Here is a 15,400-nt window from a genome sequence, read left to right as displayed (position 1 = left end):
GGGTCAATCGGGCCTAGTTCTTCTGGTTGGAGTAATTTTTTACTTGTGTTAAACATTTCGATACTCTATAATGAACGTGTCGGCCCGGATGATCCATGCACCATCGTATGTGGTGTTCCCCTAAGGTACGTCGATGGTTAATGGTTATTCGTTGATCACTTCCGTTCCCAACGGTTAACACGAGCAGCAGAACACAACCGGTGTTTTTCTGGTTAACCTGTATGTGGGTGGCGAGCGCCCTCCAAGCTCGCAGGTGTGATATGACCCTGGCCCATCTTGTGTACCGCATCGCCTCCGACCCATCCTTCGCCGCTCAGTTTGTTCAGGAGCCACAGGCAGCGATGATGGCCTCTGGCTTGGTGCTGGACGACGAAGCCGCTGCTACGGTCCTTGCCATGCTCGGTGATCGCTCACGTATACACCAGCTATGCTCGCTCGATACCAGTCCAGAGGCGTGGCAGTGGTACACCCCCCAGCTTAAAGCGTAGTCGTACATTAACGTGATAGCGGATGCTTTAGAAGCCTTGTGGGCTGCGGCGGAAATCGACGCGGCCTATCTGTCTGTCATACGCGCAACGCTCCAGCCGGTGATCGAGGATCGATCATCGGATCAGCAGCCTTCCGGATCGTTGAGCGACCTTGCTGAGCTGTGTTGCCTGGCGACCGGCGGCGATCGGCGGCGAACTGAGCGCTTTGCACTTGCCTGGAAGATACTGTACACCGCGCTCTATATGCTCGATAGTGTTGAAGATGGCGATGTGCGCGACGCGCCCTGGGCGCAGTGGGGAGCGGGGCCAGCGATTAATATTTCGACTGGCCTGCTTGCCAGCGCGGGCGCGATGCTGAGCAATCTGGAACAGACAGGCGTCGGCGCTGATACAGCTCAAGCGGTCCGGCTGGATTTTTTTCAGACGCTGCTGGACCTGACCGCCGGGCAGCACGCCGACCTGACGCTTCAACAGCCGACGCTGGAGCAGCGCTGGCGGATCGCGCAGGCGAAGTCGGGCGCGTTGTTTGGCCTGGCGTGCCGCTCCGGCGCTCGTCTGGCAAACGCCGAGCGCGGCGTGGTCGATCAGCTCAGCGAGTTTGGGCAGACGCTGGGCGTGCTGATCCAGATTGGCGACGACATCGACGGCCTCTGGGCGAAGCACGGGCAGGCGAGCGATCTCCTGGCGGGCGACCGCTGGACGCTGCCCGTGGCGTATGCGATGAGCGTCTTACCCGCCGCCGAACGCGAGCGGCTACACCGGCTGCTGCGCGCGACCGGCACGGATTCGGGAGCTGAGGCGGAAGCGCGATCACAGATCGTGGCGGCAGGAGCGATCCTCTACCTTACGACGGAGGCGCGGCGGCTACACCGGCAGGCCCATGCGGCGCTGCTACAGGCTGTGCCACGTTCGGCAGCCAGCGATGGATTGCTGCGGCTGCTGGATGCATACACACCGCTCAAAGACCTATGAAACACTTGCGCATCCAATATTGGAGCATGGTTGCTCCGTTTACACTGGCATTAGCGACATTGCTCCTGAGCGCATGGGTGGTGTGGCAGTTTACGCCCTTTCCTTACACAGGCGTAACCTGGGCTGAGCCGGGCGGAATCGTCGAGGTTGTCGATCCACGGGGACCGGCGGCTGGCTGGGTGCTGCCGGGCGATCGGATCCTGGCGATCAACGACGTGCCGCTCTGGGAGATCCGGCGCCTACCGATGAAACGGGTCGGCGACAGCTTGCAGTTCGCGATCGAGCGGGACGGCGCGCGCCATATTGTGCTGGTCAGCCTGGTCGCGCCGCCGCTGCCGATCTTCGTGCGCGATCTGATGCCCTTCTTGATCGCGCTGCCCTTCTGGCTGCTCAGCGTGCTTGTGGTAGCGTTTTCGCCGCAGGGGCGGCAGCGCTGGCTGGTATTCGTCTTCGGGCAAGTCACCAGCCTGATGCTGACGATCGGCTCGGTATCGGGGATGGGTCCACTATGGACGGCCCGGCTGTTCGGCGTGCTGATGTGGTGGTTCGGCCCGCTGGCAATCCTCTTTCACCTTTATTTTCCAACGTATCTCTTTCGGCGTGCTGCGCGCTGGCTATGGCCGATCCTGTGCGGCATCGCGATCGTGGGGAGTCTGCCAGAGCTGCTCGGCGATCCGGTTGTGCTGCGGGCGGAAGTGCCGCTGCTCTACACCTTACGCCTGCTGTGGCTGGCCGGGTGTCTGCTGGGGATGGTGCTGGTGCTCGTGCAGACCTACCGGCGCGCTGCCTCGCCGATGACCCAGCGACATATCGGCGTGGTAGCCGTCGGCGGAGCGGTAGCCTTCTTGCCGCTGCTGATGCTGTCGCTGCTGCCGAGCGCGCTGCTGGGACAGCCGCTACTGCCGTATGAGCTGGCGTTTCTGTTTCTGCTGCTGCTGCCGCTGACGTACGGCTATGCGATCTTCCGCTACCGGCTGATGCACCTCGATCGGAATGTCAGCCGGGGAGCTGCCGTGATCCTGGTGATCACCCTGCTGGGCGCAATGTACCTGACGCTGTACGCCGTGCTGCTGCCGCTGCTGCCGCTGAGCATCTGGCGCGACCAACTGATTACGTTTGTGATCGCCATGCTCCTGGCGGCGACGGTCGGGCCGACCCATCGCAGCCTTCAGCGGATCGTCGACCGGCTGCTCTATGGCGGCTGGTACGATTACCGCTCCGCCGTGCAAAGCGTGAGCCAGTCGTTCGAGCAGGTGACGAACAGCACAACGCTGGCGCAAAACTTGTGCGAGGCCGTCCAGACGGTGATGCAGCTTGAGTGGGCCAGCCTGCTGGTATTCGAGCATAGCGGCGCGCTACGCACAACGGTGATCTCCGGCACGGCCTGCGCCGAGCACGAGATCGGTACGGCCTGGCCGTCTGATGGGAGCCAGATCATCGAGTTTTTTCGCCAGCATCAGCACCCTGTAGATAGCGCCACCTTGCGCTCGCTGCTGACCGACAGACATCTGGCTTCGGCGGATCGGTGTATGCTGGATTGTGCTAAGACCCAGTTGTGGCTGCCGCTGGTCGCGACAGATCGGCTGGTCGGGCTGTTCGTGTTAGGTCCCAAGCGCGGCAGCTATACCCTGGACGTAACCGATCGCGAAATCTTGCAGACCATCGCGCGACAAGCCAGCATAGCCGTGCAGAACGTGCAGCTGATCGTCGAGCTGCGCCAGCGAGCGCTGGATAGCGAGCGCGTCCACCAGCAGCTTTTACGGGTGCGCGAGGCGGAGCGCAGCCATATGGCGCGCGAGCTACACGATGAGGTGATTCAAGAGCTGATCGCGCTGAACTATCACCTGGCCGAGCTACGGTCGATCATGCCACAGGAGCATAGCCAGTACCTCGCGCCTTTGCAGGAGCATGTGCGGCAGATCGTCGGGGATGTGCGCCGCTTATGCGCGGACCTGCGACCGCCTGCGCTAGATAGCCTGGGGCTGGTGGCAGCAATTCGGTTTCGCATCCGGGCCGTGCAGCAGCACGCGCCGTTCTCGATTCGCTTGCTCGTTCAAGGCGACGAAGCGCAGCCGCTCCCTGACGAGGTAGCGCTGTGTCTCTTCCGGGTGGTACAGGAGGCGCTGAGCAACGTGCAGAAGCACGCGGTGGCGAGCCATGTTGAGATTTGCCTGGCGCTTGGCGAGGAGGCGGTATGGCTGTCGATCGCCGATGATGGCCGTGGCTTCCGGGTGCCGGGCCATTTGGAGCGATTGCTTGATGAACAACATTTTGGTCTGATTGGGCTGCGCGAACGTCTGGAGCTGGTGCAGGGCACACTCGAAGTAATGTCCGCGCCGGGACAGGGGACGACGGTACGAGTCTGGGTGCCGCTCCCATCAGCCGCGCGTCAGGTACATGGAAAGGATGCCGTACATGATCGAAGAGTGGCAGCCGTCGAGTAGCTCGATGGTGCAGCAGCGGGTCATTCGCGTCGTCGTAGCGGACGATCATCCGGTTGTGCGCAACGGGATTGTCCACGAGCTGGCGCGACAGCCTGATATCGAGGTGCTGGGCACTGCCGAGAACGGCAATGTCGCGCTGCATCTGGTGTCGATGATCCAGCCGGATGTGCTGGTGACGGATCTGAACATGCCCGGCCTGCGCGCGGTCGATGTGGTGCGCCGGGCACGGACGCTGCCGGTACCGCCCAACATTCTGATCCTCACGGCCTACGCCGAGTTGGACTATGTGCAGACGTTCATGGACGCAGGCGCGACCGGCTATCTGCTGAAAGAAGAAGATCCTTCGGCGATCTCCGCTGCGGTGCGCTCGGTGGCGCGGGGCGAGCCCTGGCTAAGCTCAAGGGTTGCGGGCGGTAGGTTCGATCAGCGGGTGCGCGGCTCAGGAGAACCGGCGCAGCCGCTCTTGAGTATGCGCGGGCTGGATGTTTTACGTTTGGTGGTGGAGGGCAAGACCAATCAAGAGATCGGCATTGCGCTGGGGATCAGCGAAAAAACGGTGGAGAAACATCTGGCTGAAGTGTACGTGAAGCTCGGTGTGTCGTCGCGGGTGGAGGCCGCCGTGCGCGCTGTCCGTGAGGGCCTGGTGTAGCGCCGCCGCGCCGTGCTTCTGCGCCCCGGCTCACACAACGCCTGTGTACGCCGGGGCGTTTCTTATATCCGCGCTGCCTCGATCATCGCGGCCCTCCTGCCGTAAAGCGGCATGGCATCGGCGTTGCTATGCCAGCCTTGCGGCTGATGATCGAGATGATGGAGAGGGGCCAACGATGAAGCATCCAAAGACTCTGGCACTGATTATGGCGGGCGGCGAAGGCAACCGGATGGAACTCTTGACCAAGGACCGGGCGAAGCCAGCGCTGCCGTATGCGGGCGTGTACCGCCTGTTGGATTTTCCGCTCAGCAATTGTATGCATAGCGGCATTTCGCATGTGTGGGTCATCGAGCAGTTCTTGCCGCACTCGCTCAACGATCATCTGGCGAATGGCAGGCCGTGGGATCTCGACCGAACCTACGGCGGGCTGCGGATTATGCCGCCGCATATCGGCACCCAGGAGGGCGGCTGGCACCGAGGCAACGCCGATGCGATCCACCGCAACGCGCGCTTTATCCGCGAGTTCAACCCCGATCTTTTGCTGGTGCTCAGCGCCGATCATGTCTACAAGCTCGACTACAACAGCGTGATCGAGCGGCATATCGAGCGTCAGGCCGATGTCACGATGGTGACAACCGAAGTGCCGATCGAGGAGGCCGGACGCTTCGGGACGGTGCGGATCGACGAGCAGGGCAGGGTGACGGATTTTGAGTACAAGCCCGACACGCCGCGCAGCACCACGGTGACAGCCGAGGTCTTCGTGTATAACGCCGCCGTGCTGCTCGATACGCTTGACGAGCTGGCCGCGCGTGGGCCGAGCGACGACGAAGAATCCTCGGCGCTCAAAGACTTCGGCCATGAGCTGATCCCGATGCTGGTGGAGCGTGGGCGGGCGTACTCGTACCCGCTTGAGGGCTATTGGCGCGATCTGGGAACGATCGAGTCGTACTGGCGGTCGCATATGGATCTGCTGGCGGATGAGCCGCTGCTCGATCTGGATCAGCCGGAGTGGCCGATCTTGACCTATGGCGTGCAGCGAATGCCCGCACGGATCGAGCGGCCCGCGCGGATCGAGAACAGCCTGATCGCGCCCGGCTGCCTGATCCGGGGCCGCGTGGTTGATTCGGTGCTTGCTCCGGGTGTGGTCGTGGAACAGGGTGCCGAGGTGTCGCACGCGATTGTGTTCAGCGATGTGCGGATCGCCACGGGGGCCAAGGTGGCATATAGCATTCTGGACAGCGATGCGCGGATTGGCGAGGGAGCCCGAATCGGCGAGGAGCCACAGGCGGGAGCCCAACCAAACATAACGCTGGTGGGCGCGCGGGCCAGCGTCGCGGCGGGCACGACCATTGCGGCGGGTGAGCGAGTGGAGTCGAGCACAGAATACGGAGCGGCTCAGCACGCGGCAGCGGTCGGCGCTGAGCGGTGACGTGCTCGTGCCGCCTTCGTCTGCTCCAGTCGGCGGCGGTATCTGCGCTGGCGCGCCTGGGCCTCCAGACGCTTGATCTGGAGGCCCTTTGCGTCGTGACAACGCAGCGCGCCGCTGGCTGCCGGACTACACGCTTCCAGATTGCTCAAGGAAGGAAGCGGAGACGGCAGTGGTACTCTGGATTGACCAGCGTACTATCGTGTACCTTCGGCGTGTCGACACAATCCAATGGGAGCGCTCCCATGCATTTGTGCCGAATATGACTTGTCCGGCAGCGTGAAAAGCACATCAGTTCACCGATAGTCCCGGTTAAAAGAGTTTAAAATTGGTTGAAAGTACTATTCAACGCTTAGTACCAAAGAACTACCATTTTTATTGACTTTTACTTTTGCCTATGATAGATTCGTTCTTGTCCAATAGAGTGTTCTACCAACTACACCCTACTTACAACAAGTGAATATCTCAACTCGTTGTAGATACGATCCCCCCAATCTACCACGGGTCACTCTCTATGCACATGTTGTATGGCAGGGTTGGAACCGTGTACCCCCTGGCTACCCGGGAAGCCTGGTGGTGCTGAAAAACATGGTGGAACACGCGTTAATACGGACATACCTATATCGGAGGTTAGACAGCATGAAACGTTTCGCAGGCTTGTTCGTGTCCGGTCTGTTGCTTTCGGCGAGTGTTCTGGTGGGCGGTCAGGCCGAAGCTTCAACGGCGAAGTTCATTCCGGCTCAGGGGAAGGCAATCGAAAATCAGTACATCGTGGTGTTGAAAGAGGGAGCCAACCCGCGCGCAGTGGCCGCTGTGGCAGGCGTGACCCCGAAGTATGAGTACGATGCGGTGTTGAATGGCTTCGCCGCCGAACTCAATGCGGGTCAGCTCAATGCCCTCCAGAACAACCCCAACGTAGACTACATCGAGCAGGATGCGGAAGTCACGCTTAACACGACGCAGACGGGCGCGACCTGGGGCCTGGACCGCATCGATCAGCGCTATCTGCCGCTCAACGGCACCTACAACTATACTCGCACGGGCAGCGGCGTGCGCGCCTACATCATCGACACCGGCGTCTACAAGCACGCCAACTTCGGTGGGCGCGTGGTCGATGGCTACGACGCAGTTGACGGCTCGCTCCCGGCAGCGGATTGCAACGGTCACGGCACGCACGTGGCGGGCACCGTCGGCAGCGCGACCTACGGCGTCGCCAAGGGCGTGACGATTGTAGCGGTGCGCGTGCTGGATTGCAACGGCTCCGGCACCTGGTCGGGCGTCATCGCGGGCATGAACTGGGTTGCCAACAACCGCGTGCTCCCGGCAGTGGCGAACATGTCGCTGGGCGGCGGCGCGAACACCTCGGTCGATAGCGCGGCGACCAACATGGTCAACCGGGGCGTCACCACGGTCGTGGCCGCTGGCAACAGCAACGCCAACGCCTGCAACTACTCGCCCGCCCGCGCCAGCGGCGTGCTAACGGTTGCCGCGTCGGCCAGCAACGACTCCAAGGCGTCGTTCTCGAACTACGGCTCGTGCGTCGAGCTGTACGCGCCGGGCGTGAGCATCACCTCGACCTGGAACAACGGCGGCACGAACACGATCAGCGGCACCTCGATGGCCTCGCCGCACGTCGCGGGCGTTGCAGCGCTCTACCTGCAAGGCAGCACCGCCACGCCGTCAACGGTCAACAACTGGATCATCACCAACGCCACCACGAACGTGATCACGGGCAACCCGACGGGCACGCCGAACCGCCTGCTCTACAAGTCGACCCTCTAATCCGTTCGGCTAGTGGAACCGCTAAGAGCCGCAGCACTGCTGCGGCTCTTTGGTTTAGCATCGCAGCAGTGCCATGTGTCCTCACAGAGGGCCGAGATCGCACCACACCGCTCCACCGTGCGGCGGCGCTGATCGATCTTCCGTTTCATCGCCAGATATAAAGTCGCTGATGATCTCCAGTTTCATCGCCGGATACAAAGAATACCAGGATTCCTCCAGGCCGAGGAAGCCGTGATACCAGGAGGTACCATGAAACGATTTGCAGGGCTGTTTGTGTCGGGACTCATGCTCGCGGCCAGCGTTGTGGTCGGCGGCCAGGCCGAGGCATCGACGGCCAGGGTCATCCCGGCACAGGGCAAGGCCATCGACAATCAGTACATCGTGGTGCTGAAAGCGGGCGCGAGTCCTCAGTCGGTGGCGGCAGTGGCAGCCGTACACCCAACCTACGTCTACGAGTCGGCGCTCAACGGCTTCGCGGCGGAACTCAACGCGGGTCAGCTCACTGCCCTCCAGCGCAATCCCAGCGTCGATTACATCGAGCAGGACGGCGAAGTCTCGATCAATGCGACGCAATACATGGACGCAAACGGCGATCCGTGGGGCCTGGATCGCATCGATCAGCGCTATCTGCCGTTGTCGGGCACCTACACCTACAACACGCTGGCCTCGAATGTATCGGCCTACGTGATCGACACCGGCATTCACACGGCTCATGGCGACTTCGGCGGTCGCGCGACGAACGTGTACGACGCGCTGGGCGGCACCGGCAACGACTGTAACGGTCACGGCACGCACCTGGCGGGTACGATCGGCGGCCTGACCTGGGGCGTGGCGAAGGGCGTCAGGCTGCGCGGCGTGCGCGTGCTCGACTGTAACGGATCGGGGACGTATTCGGGCGTGATCGCCGGTATCGACTGGGTGCGCGTGAATGCGGTCAGGCCCGCGGTGGCAAACCTCTCGCTGGGCGGCGGCGCGAACACCTCCGTCGATACTGCCGTCAACAACCTGGCAAACTCCGGCGTCTTCGTCGCGGTGGCAGCCGGTGGCAGCGGCGGGAGCGCCTGCAACTACTCACCCGCTCGCGCGGCGGGCGCGTACACCGTGGCCGCCTCCGATCGCAATGACAACCGGGCCTCGTTCAGCAACTACGGCTCGTGCGTTGACATCTACGCGCCGGGCGTGAGCATCAAGTCGACCTGGCTCAACTACGGCGTCAACACGCTGAGCGGCACCTCGATGGCGACCGCGCACGTGACAGGCTGTGCCGCCAAGTACAAGGCGGTCTATGGCGACGCGGCGACGACCACGGTTGCCGGCTGGCTGAGCAATAACGCGACCAAGAACGTGATCAAGAATAACCCGACCGGCACCCCGAATGCGCTGGTCTTCTGCAACCAGTAGCCGACGCCAGAGCAGCGGCGGGCTGTGACCACCATCGCCCGCCACGCAAAAGTGAACCCCCCTGACGGATCTGTCCCCCCAAATGCGCGGGTCGATCAACCTATAGGAGGAGTCACGATGAAACGTTTGGCAGGGCTGTTTATGTCGGGACTGATGCTGGCGGCTAGCGTGCTGGTCGGTGGTCAGGCCGAGGCCTCACCGGCGAGGGTCATCCCGGCGCAGGGCAAGGCGCTCGAAAACCAGTATATCGTGGTGTTGAAGGAGGGTGCCAACCCGCGCGCAGTAGCCGCTGTGGCAGGTGTTACCCCGAAGTATGAGTATGACGCGGTGCTCAACGGCTTCGCGGCGGCGTTGAACGCGGGCCAGCTCGCGGCGCTCCAGCACCATCCCAGCGTCGACTACATCGAGCAGGATGCCGAGGTTTCGATCACCACAACGCAGCCCGTGGGCGCGGGCCAGTGGGGCCTGGATCGCATCGATCAGCGCTATCTGCCGCTCGACGGCACCTACACCTACAACGCCACCGGCAACGGCGTGCGCGCCTACGTCATCGACAGCGGTATCAACAAGCACCCCGACTTCGGCGGGCGCGTGATCGATGGCTACGACGCGGTCGACGGCTCGCTCCCGGCAGCGGACTGTCACGGCCAAGGCACGAATGTCGCGGGCATCGTCGGCAGCGCGACCTACGGCGTGGCGAAGGGTGTGACGCTGGTCGCGGTGCGCGTGATCAATTGCAGCGGCAGCGGCAGCTATGCGGGCGTGATCGCTGGCATGAACTGGGTGGCGACCAACGCGGTCAAGCCTGCGGTGGCGAACATATCGCTGGGCAGCGCTGCGAACACCTCGGTGGATAGCGCGGCGACCAACATGGTCAATCAAGGCATCACCGTAGCGGTCGCGGCGGGCAGCAGTAACAGCGATGCCTGCAACTACTCACCGGCCCGCGCCAGCGGCGTGCTGACCGTTACTACGTCGGATCGCACTGATACCAGGGCGTCGTACTCGAACTACGGCCCCTGCGTCGAGATCTACGCGCCGGGCGTGGGCATCACCTCGGTTTCAGGCACGATCAGCACCTCCTCGATGGCCGCGCCACACGTCGCGGGCGTTGCCGCGCTCTACCTGCAAGGCGATCCAGGCGCGTCACCGGCGACGGTCAATAGCTGGATCATCAACAATGCGACGGTCGGCGTGATCAAGAGCAACCCGCCCAGTACGCCCAACCGCCTGCTCTACAAATCGACGCTCTAACATCGATTGGTTATCGTATCAGCAGGGCTGCACCAACGACGTTGCAGCTTGTCGGTACATATCGATGGAAAGCAACAGAACAAAGGAGGACCTATGAAACGGATAGCTGGACTATGGGTAGCGAGCATGATGCTGGCGGCCAGCGTGCTGGTCGGCGGTCAGGCCGAGGCCGCGACCGCGAAGATCATCCCCGCCCAGGGCAAGGCGCTCGAAAACCAGTACATCGTGGTGCTGAAGGACGGGGCCAATCCCCGGTCGGTAGCAGCAGTGGCAGGCGTGCAGCCCAGGCACATCTACGAGTCGGCGCTCAACGGCTTCGCGGCGGCGCTGAACCAGGGCCAGCTCGCGGCGCTGCAGCACAACCCCAATGTCGACTACATCGAGCAGGACAGTGAAGTCTCGATCCAGACGACGCAGACCGTGGGCACGGGCCAGTGGGGCCTCGATCGCATCGACCAGCGCGCCCTGCCGCTGTCGGGCACCTACACCTACAACACGACCGCCTCGAACGTGACGGCCTACGTGATCGATACGGGCATCACGATGCACACTAACTTCGGCGGACGCGCCGCCGTGGCCTACGACGCGATCGGCGGCAACGGCATCGACTGTAACGGCCACGGCACCTTTATGGCGGGCATCATTGGCAGCGCGACCTGGGGCGTGGCGAAGGGTGTGAAGCTGCGCGGCGTGCGCGTGCTCAATTGCAGCGGCTCCGGCGCATACGCCGATGTGATCGAGGGCATCGATTGGGTGCGCGCCAACGCGATCAAGCCTGCGGTCGCCAATATCACCCTTGGCGGCGGCGCGAACACCTCGGTCGATACCGCCGTCAACAACCTGGCGAACTCCGGCGTCTTCGTCGCGGTAGTCGCGGGCAGCAGCAACGCGAATGCCTGCAACTACTCGCCCGCGCGCGCGGCCAATGCGTACACGGTTTCGGCCTCGGATAGGACCGACACCAAAGCTTCGTTCACCAACTACGGCTCGTGTGTGGATAGCTACTCGCCCGGCGTGAGCATCACCTCGACCTGGTACACCAGCACCACCGCGACCAACACGATCAGCGGCACGTCGGTAGCGACCTCGCACGTGACGGGCGTGGCCGCACTGTACCTGAGCACGAACCCGGCGGCCTCGACGGCGACGGTGACAAACTGGCTGAACACCAACGCCACCGCTGGCGTGATCAAGAGCAATCCAACAGGCACGCCCAACCGTCTGGTCTACAAATCGACGCTCTAATCGATCGGTCAGTGGGAACGTCAGGGCTGCAACATGTGTGTTGCAGCCCTGCGCTACGCATCGTCACAGCGCAACAGAACATGTGCATCACCGGCAAGGAGCAACTATGAAACGGATAGCAGGACTATTGGTAGCGAGCATGATGCTGGCGGCCAGCATGGCGGTCGGCGGTCAGGCCGAGGCCGCGACCGCGAAGATCATCCCGGCCAAAGAGCGGGGGATCGAGAACCAGTACATCGTGGTGCTGAAGGAGGGAGCCAATCCCCGGTCGGTGGCGGCGGTGGCGGGCGTGCAGCCCAAGCACGTCTACGAGTCGGCGCTCAACGGCTTCGCGGCGGCGCTGAACCAGGGCCAGCTCGCGGCGCTGCAGCACAATCCCAGCGTGGACTACATCGAGCAGGATGGCGAAGTCTCGATCAACACGACGCAGACGGTGGGTGCGGGCCAGTGGGGCCTCGATCGCATCGACCAGCGCTATCTGCCGCTGTCGGGCACCTACACCTACAACACGACCGCCTCGACTGTATCGGCCTACGTGATCGATACGGGCATCACCCTGCACAGCGACTTCGGCAATCGCGCGACCGTGGCCTACGACGCGATCGGCGGCAACGGCATCGACTGTAACGGCCACGGCACCTTTATGGCGGGCGTGATCGGCAGCGCGACCTGGGGCGTGGCGAAGGGTGTGAAGCTGCGCGGCGTGCGCGTGCTCAATTGCAGCGGCTCCGGCTCGTGGTCGAGTGTGATCGCGGGGATCGACTGGGTGCGCGCCAATGCGGTCAAGCCTGCGGTCGCGAATATCACCGCCGGTGGCAGCGCGAACGCCTCGGTCGACTTCGCCGTCAACAACCTGGCGAACTCCGGCGTCTTCGTCGGAGTGATCGCGGGCAGCAACAATTCCGATGCCTGCAACTTCTCGCCCGCGCGCGCGGCCAATGCGTACGCGGTTGCGGCCTCGGATAGGACCGACACCCGACACTCGGCCTCCAACTTTGGCTCATGCGTCGACATCTACTCGCCCGGCATCAACATCACATCGACGTGGTACACCAGCCCCACGGCGACGATGACCCTGAGCGGCACGTCGGCGGCGGCATCGCACGTGACGGGCGTGGCCGCGCTGTACGTGAGCACGAACCCGGCGGCCTCGGCGGCGACGGTGACAAACTGGCTGAACACCAACGCGACGGTCGCGGTGATCCAGAACAATCCGCCGGGCACGCCCAATCGCCTGGTCTACAAATCGACGCTCTAATCGATCGGTCAGTGGGAACGTCAAGGCTGCAACACACATGTTGCAGCTTTGCGCTACGCAGCGCTGCGCGCGTAATGAGCAAGGAGGACCCATGAAACGGATAGCAGGACTATTGGTAGCGGGCTTGATGCTGGCGGCCAGCGTGCTGATCGGTGCTCAGGCTGAGGCGCAGGGGAAGGTGCTCGAAAACCAGTACATCGTGGTGCTGAAGGACGGGGCCAATCCCCGGTCGGTGGCGGCAGTGGCGGGTATCAGCCCAGCCTATATCTACGAGTCGGCGCTCAACGGCTTCGCGGCGGCGCTGAACGCGGGCCAGCTCGCGGCGCTGCAACAGCATCCCAAGGTCGTCGCGATTGAATCGGATCAGACGATCGCGACCAGCAGCCAGGGCCGGATCGAGCAGAGCAGCCAGCCGCTCGCGGCGACGGACAGCACGATTAGCTCGGCGGCGAACGTGTCGGCGTATGTAATCGATACCGGCATCTACGTCACGCATCCCGATTTCGGCGGTCGCGCGATCAATGTGTATGACGCGCTGGGCGGCACGGGTCAGGACTGTAACGGTCACGGCACGCATACCGCCAGCGTGCTCGGCGGCACGACCTGGGGCGTGGCGAAAGATGTGAAGCTGCGCGGCGTGCGGGTCTTCGATTGCAGCGGCAGCGGCAGCTATTCGGGGATGATCGCGGGCGTGAACTATGTGGCGAGCAACGCGGTGCGGCCTGCGGTGGCGAATATGTCGTTTGCCGGTGCCGCGAACTCGTCATTGGATACCGCCGTCACGAACATGGTCAATCGCGGGATTGTCACGGTGGTTGCGGCGGGCGACAACAACGCCAACGCCTGCAATTATTCGCCGGCTCGCGCCTCAGGCGTGATCACGGTCGGCGCTTCGACGACCAGCAATACCAAGGCTGCGTACTCGAACTATGGATCGTGTGTGGAAGTGTACGCGCCTGGAACCAGAACCGCAGCCTGGCCTCCGAGCGGCACCAATACGATCAGCGGTACGGGCGTCGCGGCGGCCTATGTTTCGGGCTGCGTCGCCAAGTATCTTGGCATGAATCCAGGCGCAACGCCTGCCCAGGTTTCAAACTGGGTGATCAGCAACTCGCGGCTGTTCGGCACGATTCGGATCTTTACCTGTCCGATCTAGCCTGGTTTCGAGTTCCAGGTTTCGGGTTCTTGGTTCTCTTGTTCCTTTGTTCTTTCGTCTCCGGCATTTCGGAGCTATGCGGGGCTGCGACTCGTTTGAATCGCAGCCCTCGCTATGCAGCTTGCTTGCCCGCAACTGGCAATTTTGGAGGCACCATGCAGGGTTTTGTTGGTCTTTTTGCCTGCGTCTTTCTGGCGATCGGCGCGCTGACGGCGAACTCGTTGGCCGCTGCTCCCGCGAAGATGCTCCCAGCCTCATCCGGTAAGCCAATCCCCGATCAGTACATCGTGGTGCTGAAGGACGGGGCCAGTCCCCGGTCGGTGGCGGCGGTGGCGAGCGTGCGGCCCAAGCATGTCTACGAGTCGGCGCTCAACGGCTTCGCGGCGGCGCTGAACGCGGGCCAGCTCGCGGCGCTCCAGCGCCATCCCTCTGTAGACTACATCGAGCAGGATCGGGAATTTACCATTGCCGCGACGCAGACGGTGGGCGCGGGCCAGTGGGGCCTGGATCGCATCGACCAGCGCGCGCTGCCGCTCAACGGCAGCTATAGCTACACCGCGACGGGCGCGGGCGTGACGGCCTATATCATCAGCACGGGCATTCTTCCCAGCCACGCCGATTTCGGCGGACGGGCGGCCATCGCCTTTGATGCGTACGGCGGCAGCGGCACGGACTGTAACGGCTGGGGCACGCATCTCGCGGGCGTCGTCGGCGGCACAACCTACGGCGTGGCGAAGAGCGTCAATCTGCGCGGCGTGCGCGTGCTCAACTGCTCGTATTACGGCGATGTGACGGGTACGTATGCCGCGCTGATCACGGGACTCGACTGGGTCAGTGCCAACGCGGTCAGACCGGCGGCGGCGGTTGTCGTTTCGGCTGCCAGCGCTTCTAGCTCTGCGGTGTACGATGCGCTGACGCGGATGCTTGCCTCCGGCATCTTCGTCACGGTCCCGGCTGGCGATAGCGGCGGCGATGCATGCTCCGGCACGCTGGCGAGTCACAGCGGCGTGTATACCGCGACGGCATCCGATCGCAACGACTACAGGCCGGCGTTTGCCAACTATGGCTCGTGCGTCGACATCTACGCGCCCGGCGTGAGCATCACCTCGGCCTGGAACAACGGCGGCACCAGCAGCTTCACCAGCACGATCGTCTCGGCGGGGCATGTGCTGGGCTGTGTCGCCAAGTACAAGAGCGCCTACGGAGAGGCAGCGCCGTCGACGATCGCGACGTGGCTCAACAGCAACGCCACGACCGGCGCGATCCGCAATAATCTGCTGCCGACGCCAAACCGGCTGCTCTACTGCCCACTGTAATCTGCTCTA

General features: G+C 63.1%; 12 protein-coding genes. All 12 read left to right on the top strand.

The genetic code is table 11. The features are described 5' to 3' along the window. Window positions 1-260 precede the first annotated feature (260 nt). The 12 genes from VFZ66_20480 (at window position 261) to VFZ66_20425 (ending at window position 15,391) form a co-directional block, all read left to right on the top strand. Entirely contained in the window at window positions 261-488 is a 228-nt protein-coding gene (locus tag VFZ66_20480) for a hypothetical protein (GenBank protein ID HEX6291572.1), read from the top strand. Window positions 489-629: 141 nt separating this feature from the next. Beyond that, window positions 630-1,460: a polyprenyl synthetase family protein gene (locus tag VFZ66_20475; protein HEX6291571.1), complete on the top strand. Its 831-nt coding sequence runs from the start codon at window positions 630-632 to the stop codon at window positions 1,458-1,460. 26 nt (window positions 1,461-1,486) lie between these two features. Further along, window positions 1,487-3,904, top strand: a complete 2,418-nt coding sequence (locus tag VFZ66_20470; GenBank protein HEX6291570.1) for an ATP-binding protein — start codon at window positions 1,487-1,489, stop codon at window positions 3,902-3,904. Further along, window positions 3,876-4,553, top strand: coding sequence for a response regulator transcription factor (locus tag VFZ66_20465; GenBank protein ID HEX6291569.1), 678 nt, complete (start codon window positions 3,876-3,878; stop codon window positions 4,551-4,553). The genes VFZ66_20470 and VFZ66_20465 overlap by 29 nt, the downstream gene beginning before the upstream one ends. A 175-nt stretch (window positions 4,554-4,728) precedes the next feature. Then, window positions 4,729-5,982, top strand: a complete 1,254-nt coding sequence (locus tag VFZ66_20460) for a glucose-1-phosphate adenylyltransferase family protein (GenBank protein ID HEX6291568.1) — start codon at window positions 4,729-4,731, stop codon at window positions 5,980-5,982. 636 nt (window positions 5,983-6,618) lie between these two features. Then, window positions 6,619-7,761: a S8 family peptidase gene (locus tag VFZ66_20455; protein HEX6291567.1), complete on the top strand. Its 1,143-nt coding sequence runs from the start codon at window positions 6,619-6,621 to the stop codon at window positions 7,759-7,761. 249 nt (window positions 7,762-8,010) lie between these two features. Then, window positions 8,011-9,162 carry a S8 family peptidase gene (locus VFZ66_20450; GenBank protein HEX6291566.1) on the top strand — a complete coding sequence of 384 codons (1,152 nt, stop codon included), beginning with the start codon at window positions 8,011-8,013 and terminating at the stop codon, window positions 9,160-9,162. A 117-nt stretch (window positions 9,163-9,279) separates the two neighbouring features. Beyond that, window positions 9,280-10,416 (top strand): S8 family peptidase, encoded by a 1,137-nt coding sequence (locus tag VFZ66_20445; protein ID HEX6291565.1) that lies wholly within the window; start codon window positions 9,280-9,282, stop codon window positions 10,414-10,416. A 93-nt stretch (window positions 10,417-10,509) separates the two neighbouring features. Then, a complete protein-coding gene (locus VFZ66_20440) occupies window positions 10,510-11,661 on the top strand; it encodes a S8 family peptidase (protein HEX6291564.1) in 1,152 nt (383 codons plus the stop codon). Between the two features lie 106 nt (window positions 11,662-11,767). After that, window positions 11,768-12,919, top strand: coding sequence for a S8 family peptidase (locus VFZ66_20435; GenBank protein HEX6291563.1), 1,152 nt, complete (start codon window positions 11,768-11,770; stop codon window positions 12,917-12,919). Between the two features lie 91 nt (window positions 12,920-13,010). Continuing rightward, window positions 13,011-14,075, top strand: coding sequence for a S8 family peptidase (locus tag VFZ66_20430; GenBank protein ID HEX6291562.1), 1,065 nt, complete (start codon window positions 13,011-13,013; stop codon window positions 14,073-14,075). A 155-nt stretch (window positions 14,076-14,230) separates the two neighbouring features. After that, on the top strand, window positions 14,231-15,391 hold the full coding sequence (locus tag VFZ66_20425) for a S8 family peptidase (GenBank protein HEX6291561.1): 1,161 nt from the start codon (window positions 14,231-14,233) through the stop codon (window positions 15,389-15,391). Window positions 15,392-15,400: the final 9 nt, after the last annotated feature.

The sequence above is a fragment of the Herpetosiphonaceae bacterium genome, from assembly GCA_036374795.1.
Lineage (GTDB): Bacteria > Chloroflexota > Chloroflexia > Chloroflexales > Kallotenuaceae > LB3-1.
The sequence above is the reverse complement of the archived record's forward strand: the minus strand, read 5'-3'. Positions and strand labels throughout refer to the sequence as shown.

What these genes read in the sequence shown, in the direction of transcription:
- VFZ66_20465 (HEX6291569.1), top strand. Translation starts at nt 3,876, where the DNA reads ATGATCGAAGAGTGGCAGCCGTCGAGTAGCTCGATGGTGCAGCAGCGG.
- VFZ66_20450 (HEX6291566.1), top strand. Translation starts at nt 8,011, where the DNA reads ATGAAACGATTTGCAGGGCTGTTTGTGTCGGGACTCATGCTCGCGGCC.
- VFZ66_20455 (HEX6291567.1), top strand. Translation starts at nt 6,619, where the DNA reads ATGAAACGTTTCGCAGGCTTGTTCGTGTCCGGTCTGTTGCTTTCGGCG.
- VFZ66_20440 (HEX6291564.1), top strand. Translation starts at nt 10,510, where the DNA reads ATGAAACGGATAGCTGGACTATGGGTAGCGAGCATGATGCTGGCGGCC.
- VFZ66_20435 (HEX6291563.1), top strand. Translation starts at nt 11,768, where the DNA reads ATGAAACGGATAGCAGGACTATTGGTAGCGAGCATGATGCTGGCGGCC.
- VFZ66_20425 (HEX6291561.1), top strand. Translation starts at nt 14,231, where the DNA reads ATGCAGGGTTTTGTTGGTCTTTTTGCCTGCGTCTTTCTGGCGATCGGC.
- VFZ66_20470 (HEX6291570.1), top strand. Translation starts at nt 1,487, where the DNA reads ATGGTTGCTCCGTTTACACTGGCATTAGCGACATTGCTCCTGAGCGCA.
- VFZ66_20460 (HEX6291568.1), top strand. Translation starts at nt 4,729, where the DNA reads ATGAAGCATCCAAAGACTCTGGCACTGATTATGGCGGGCGGCGAAGGC.
- VFZ66_20480 (HEX6291572.1), top strand. Translation starts at nt 261, where the DNA reads ATGACCCTGGCCCATCTTGTGTACCGCATCGCCTCCGACCCATCCTTC.
- VFZ66_20430 (HEX6291562.1), top strand. Translation starts at nt 13,011, where the DNA reads ATGAAACGGATAGCAGGACTATTGGTAGCGGGCTTGATGCTGGCGGCC.
- VFZ66_20445 (HEX6291565.1), top strand. Translation starts at nt 9,280, where the DNA reads ATGAAACGTTTGGCAGGGCTGTTTATGTCGGGACTGATGCTGGCGGCT.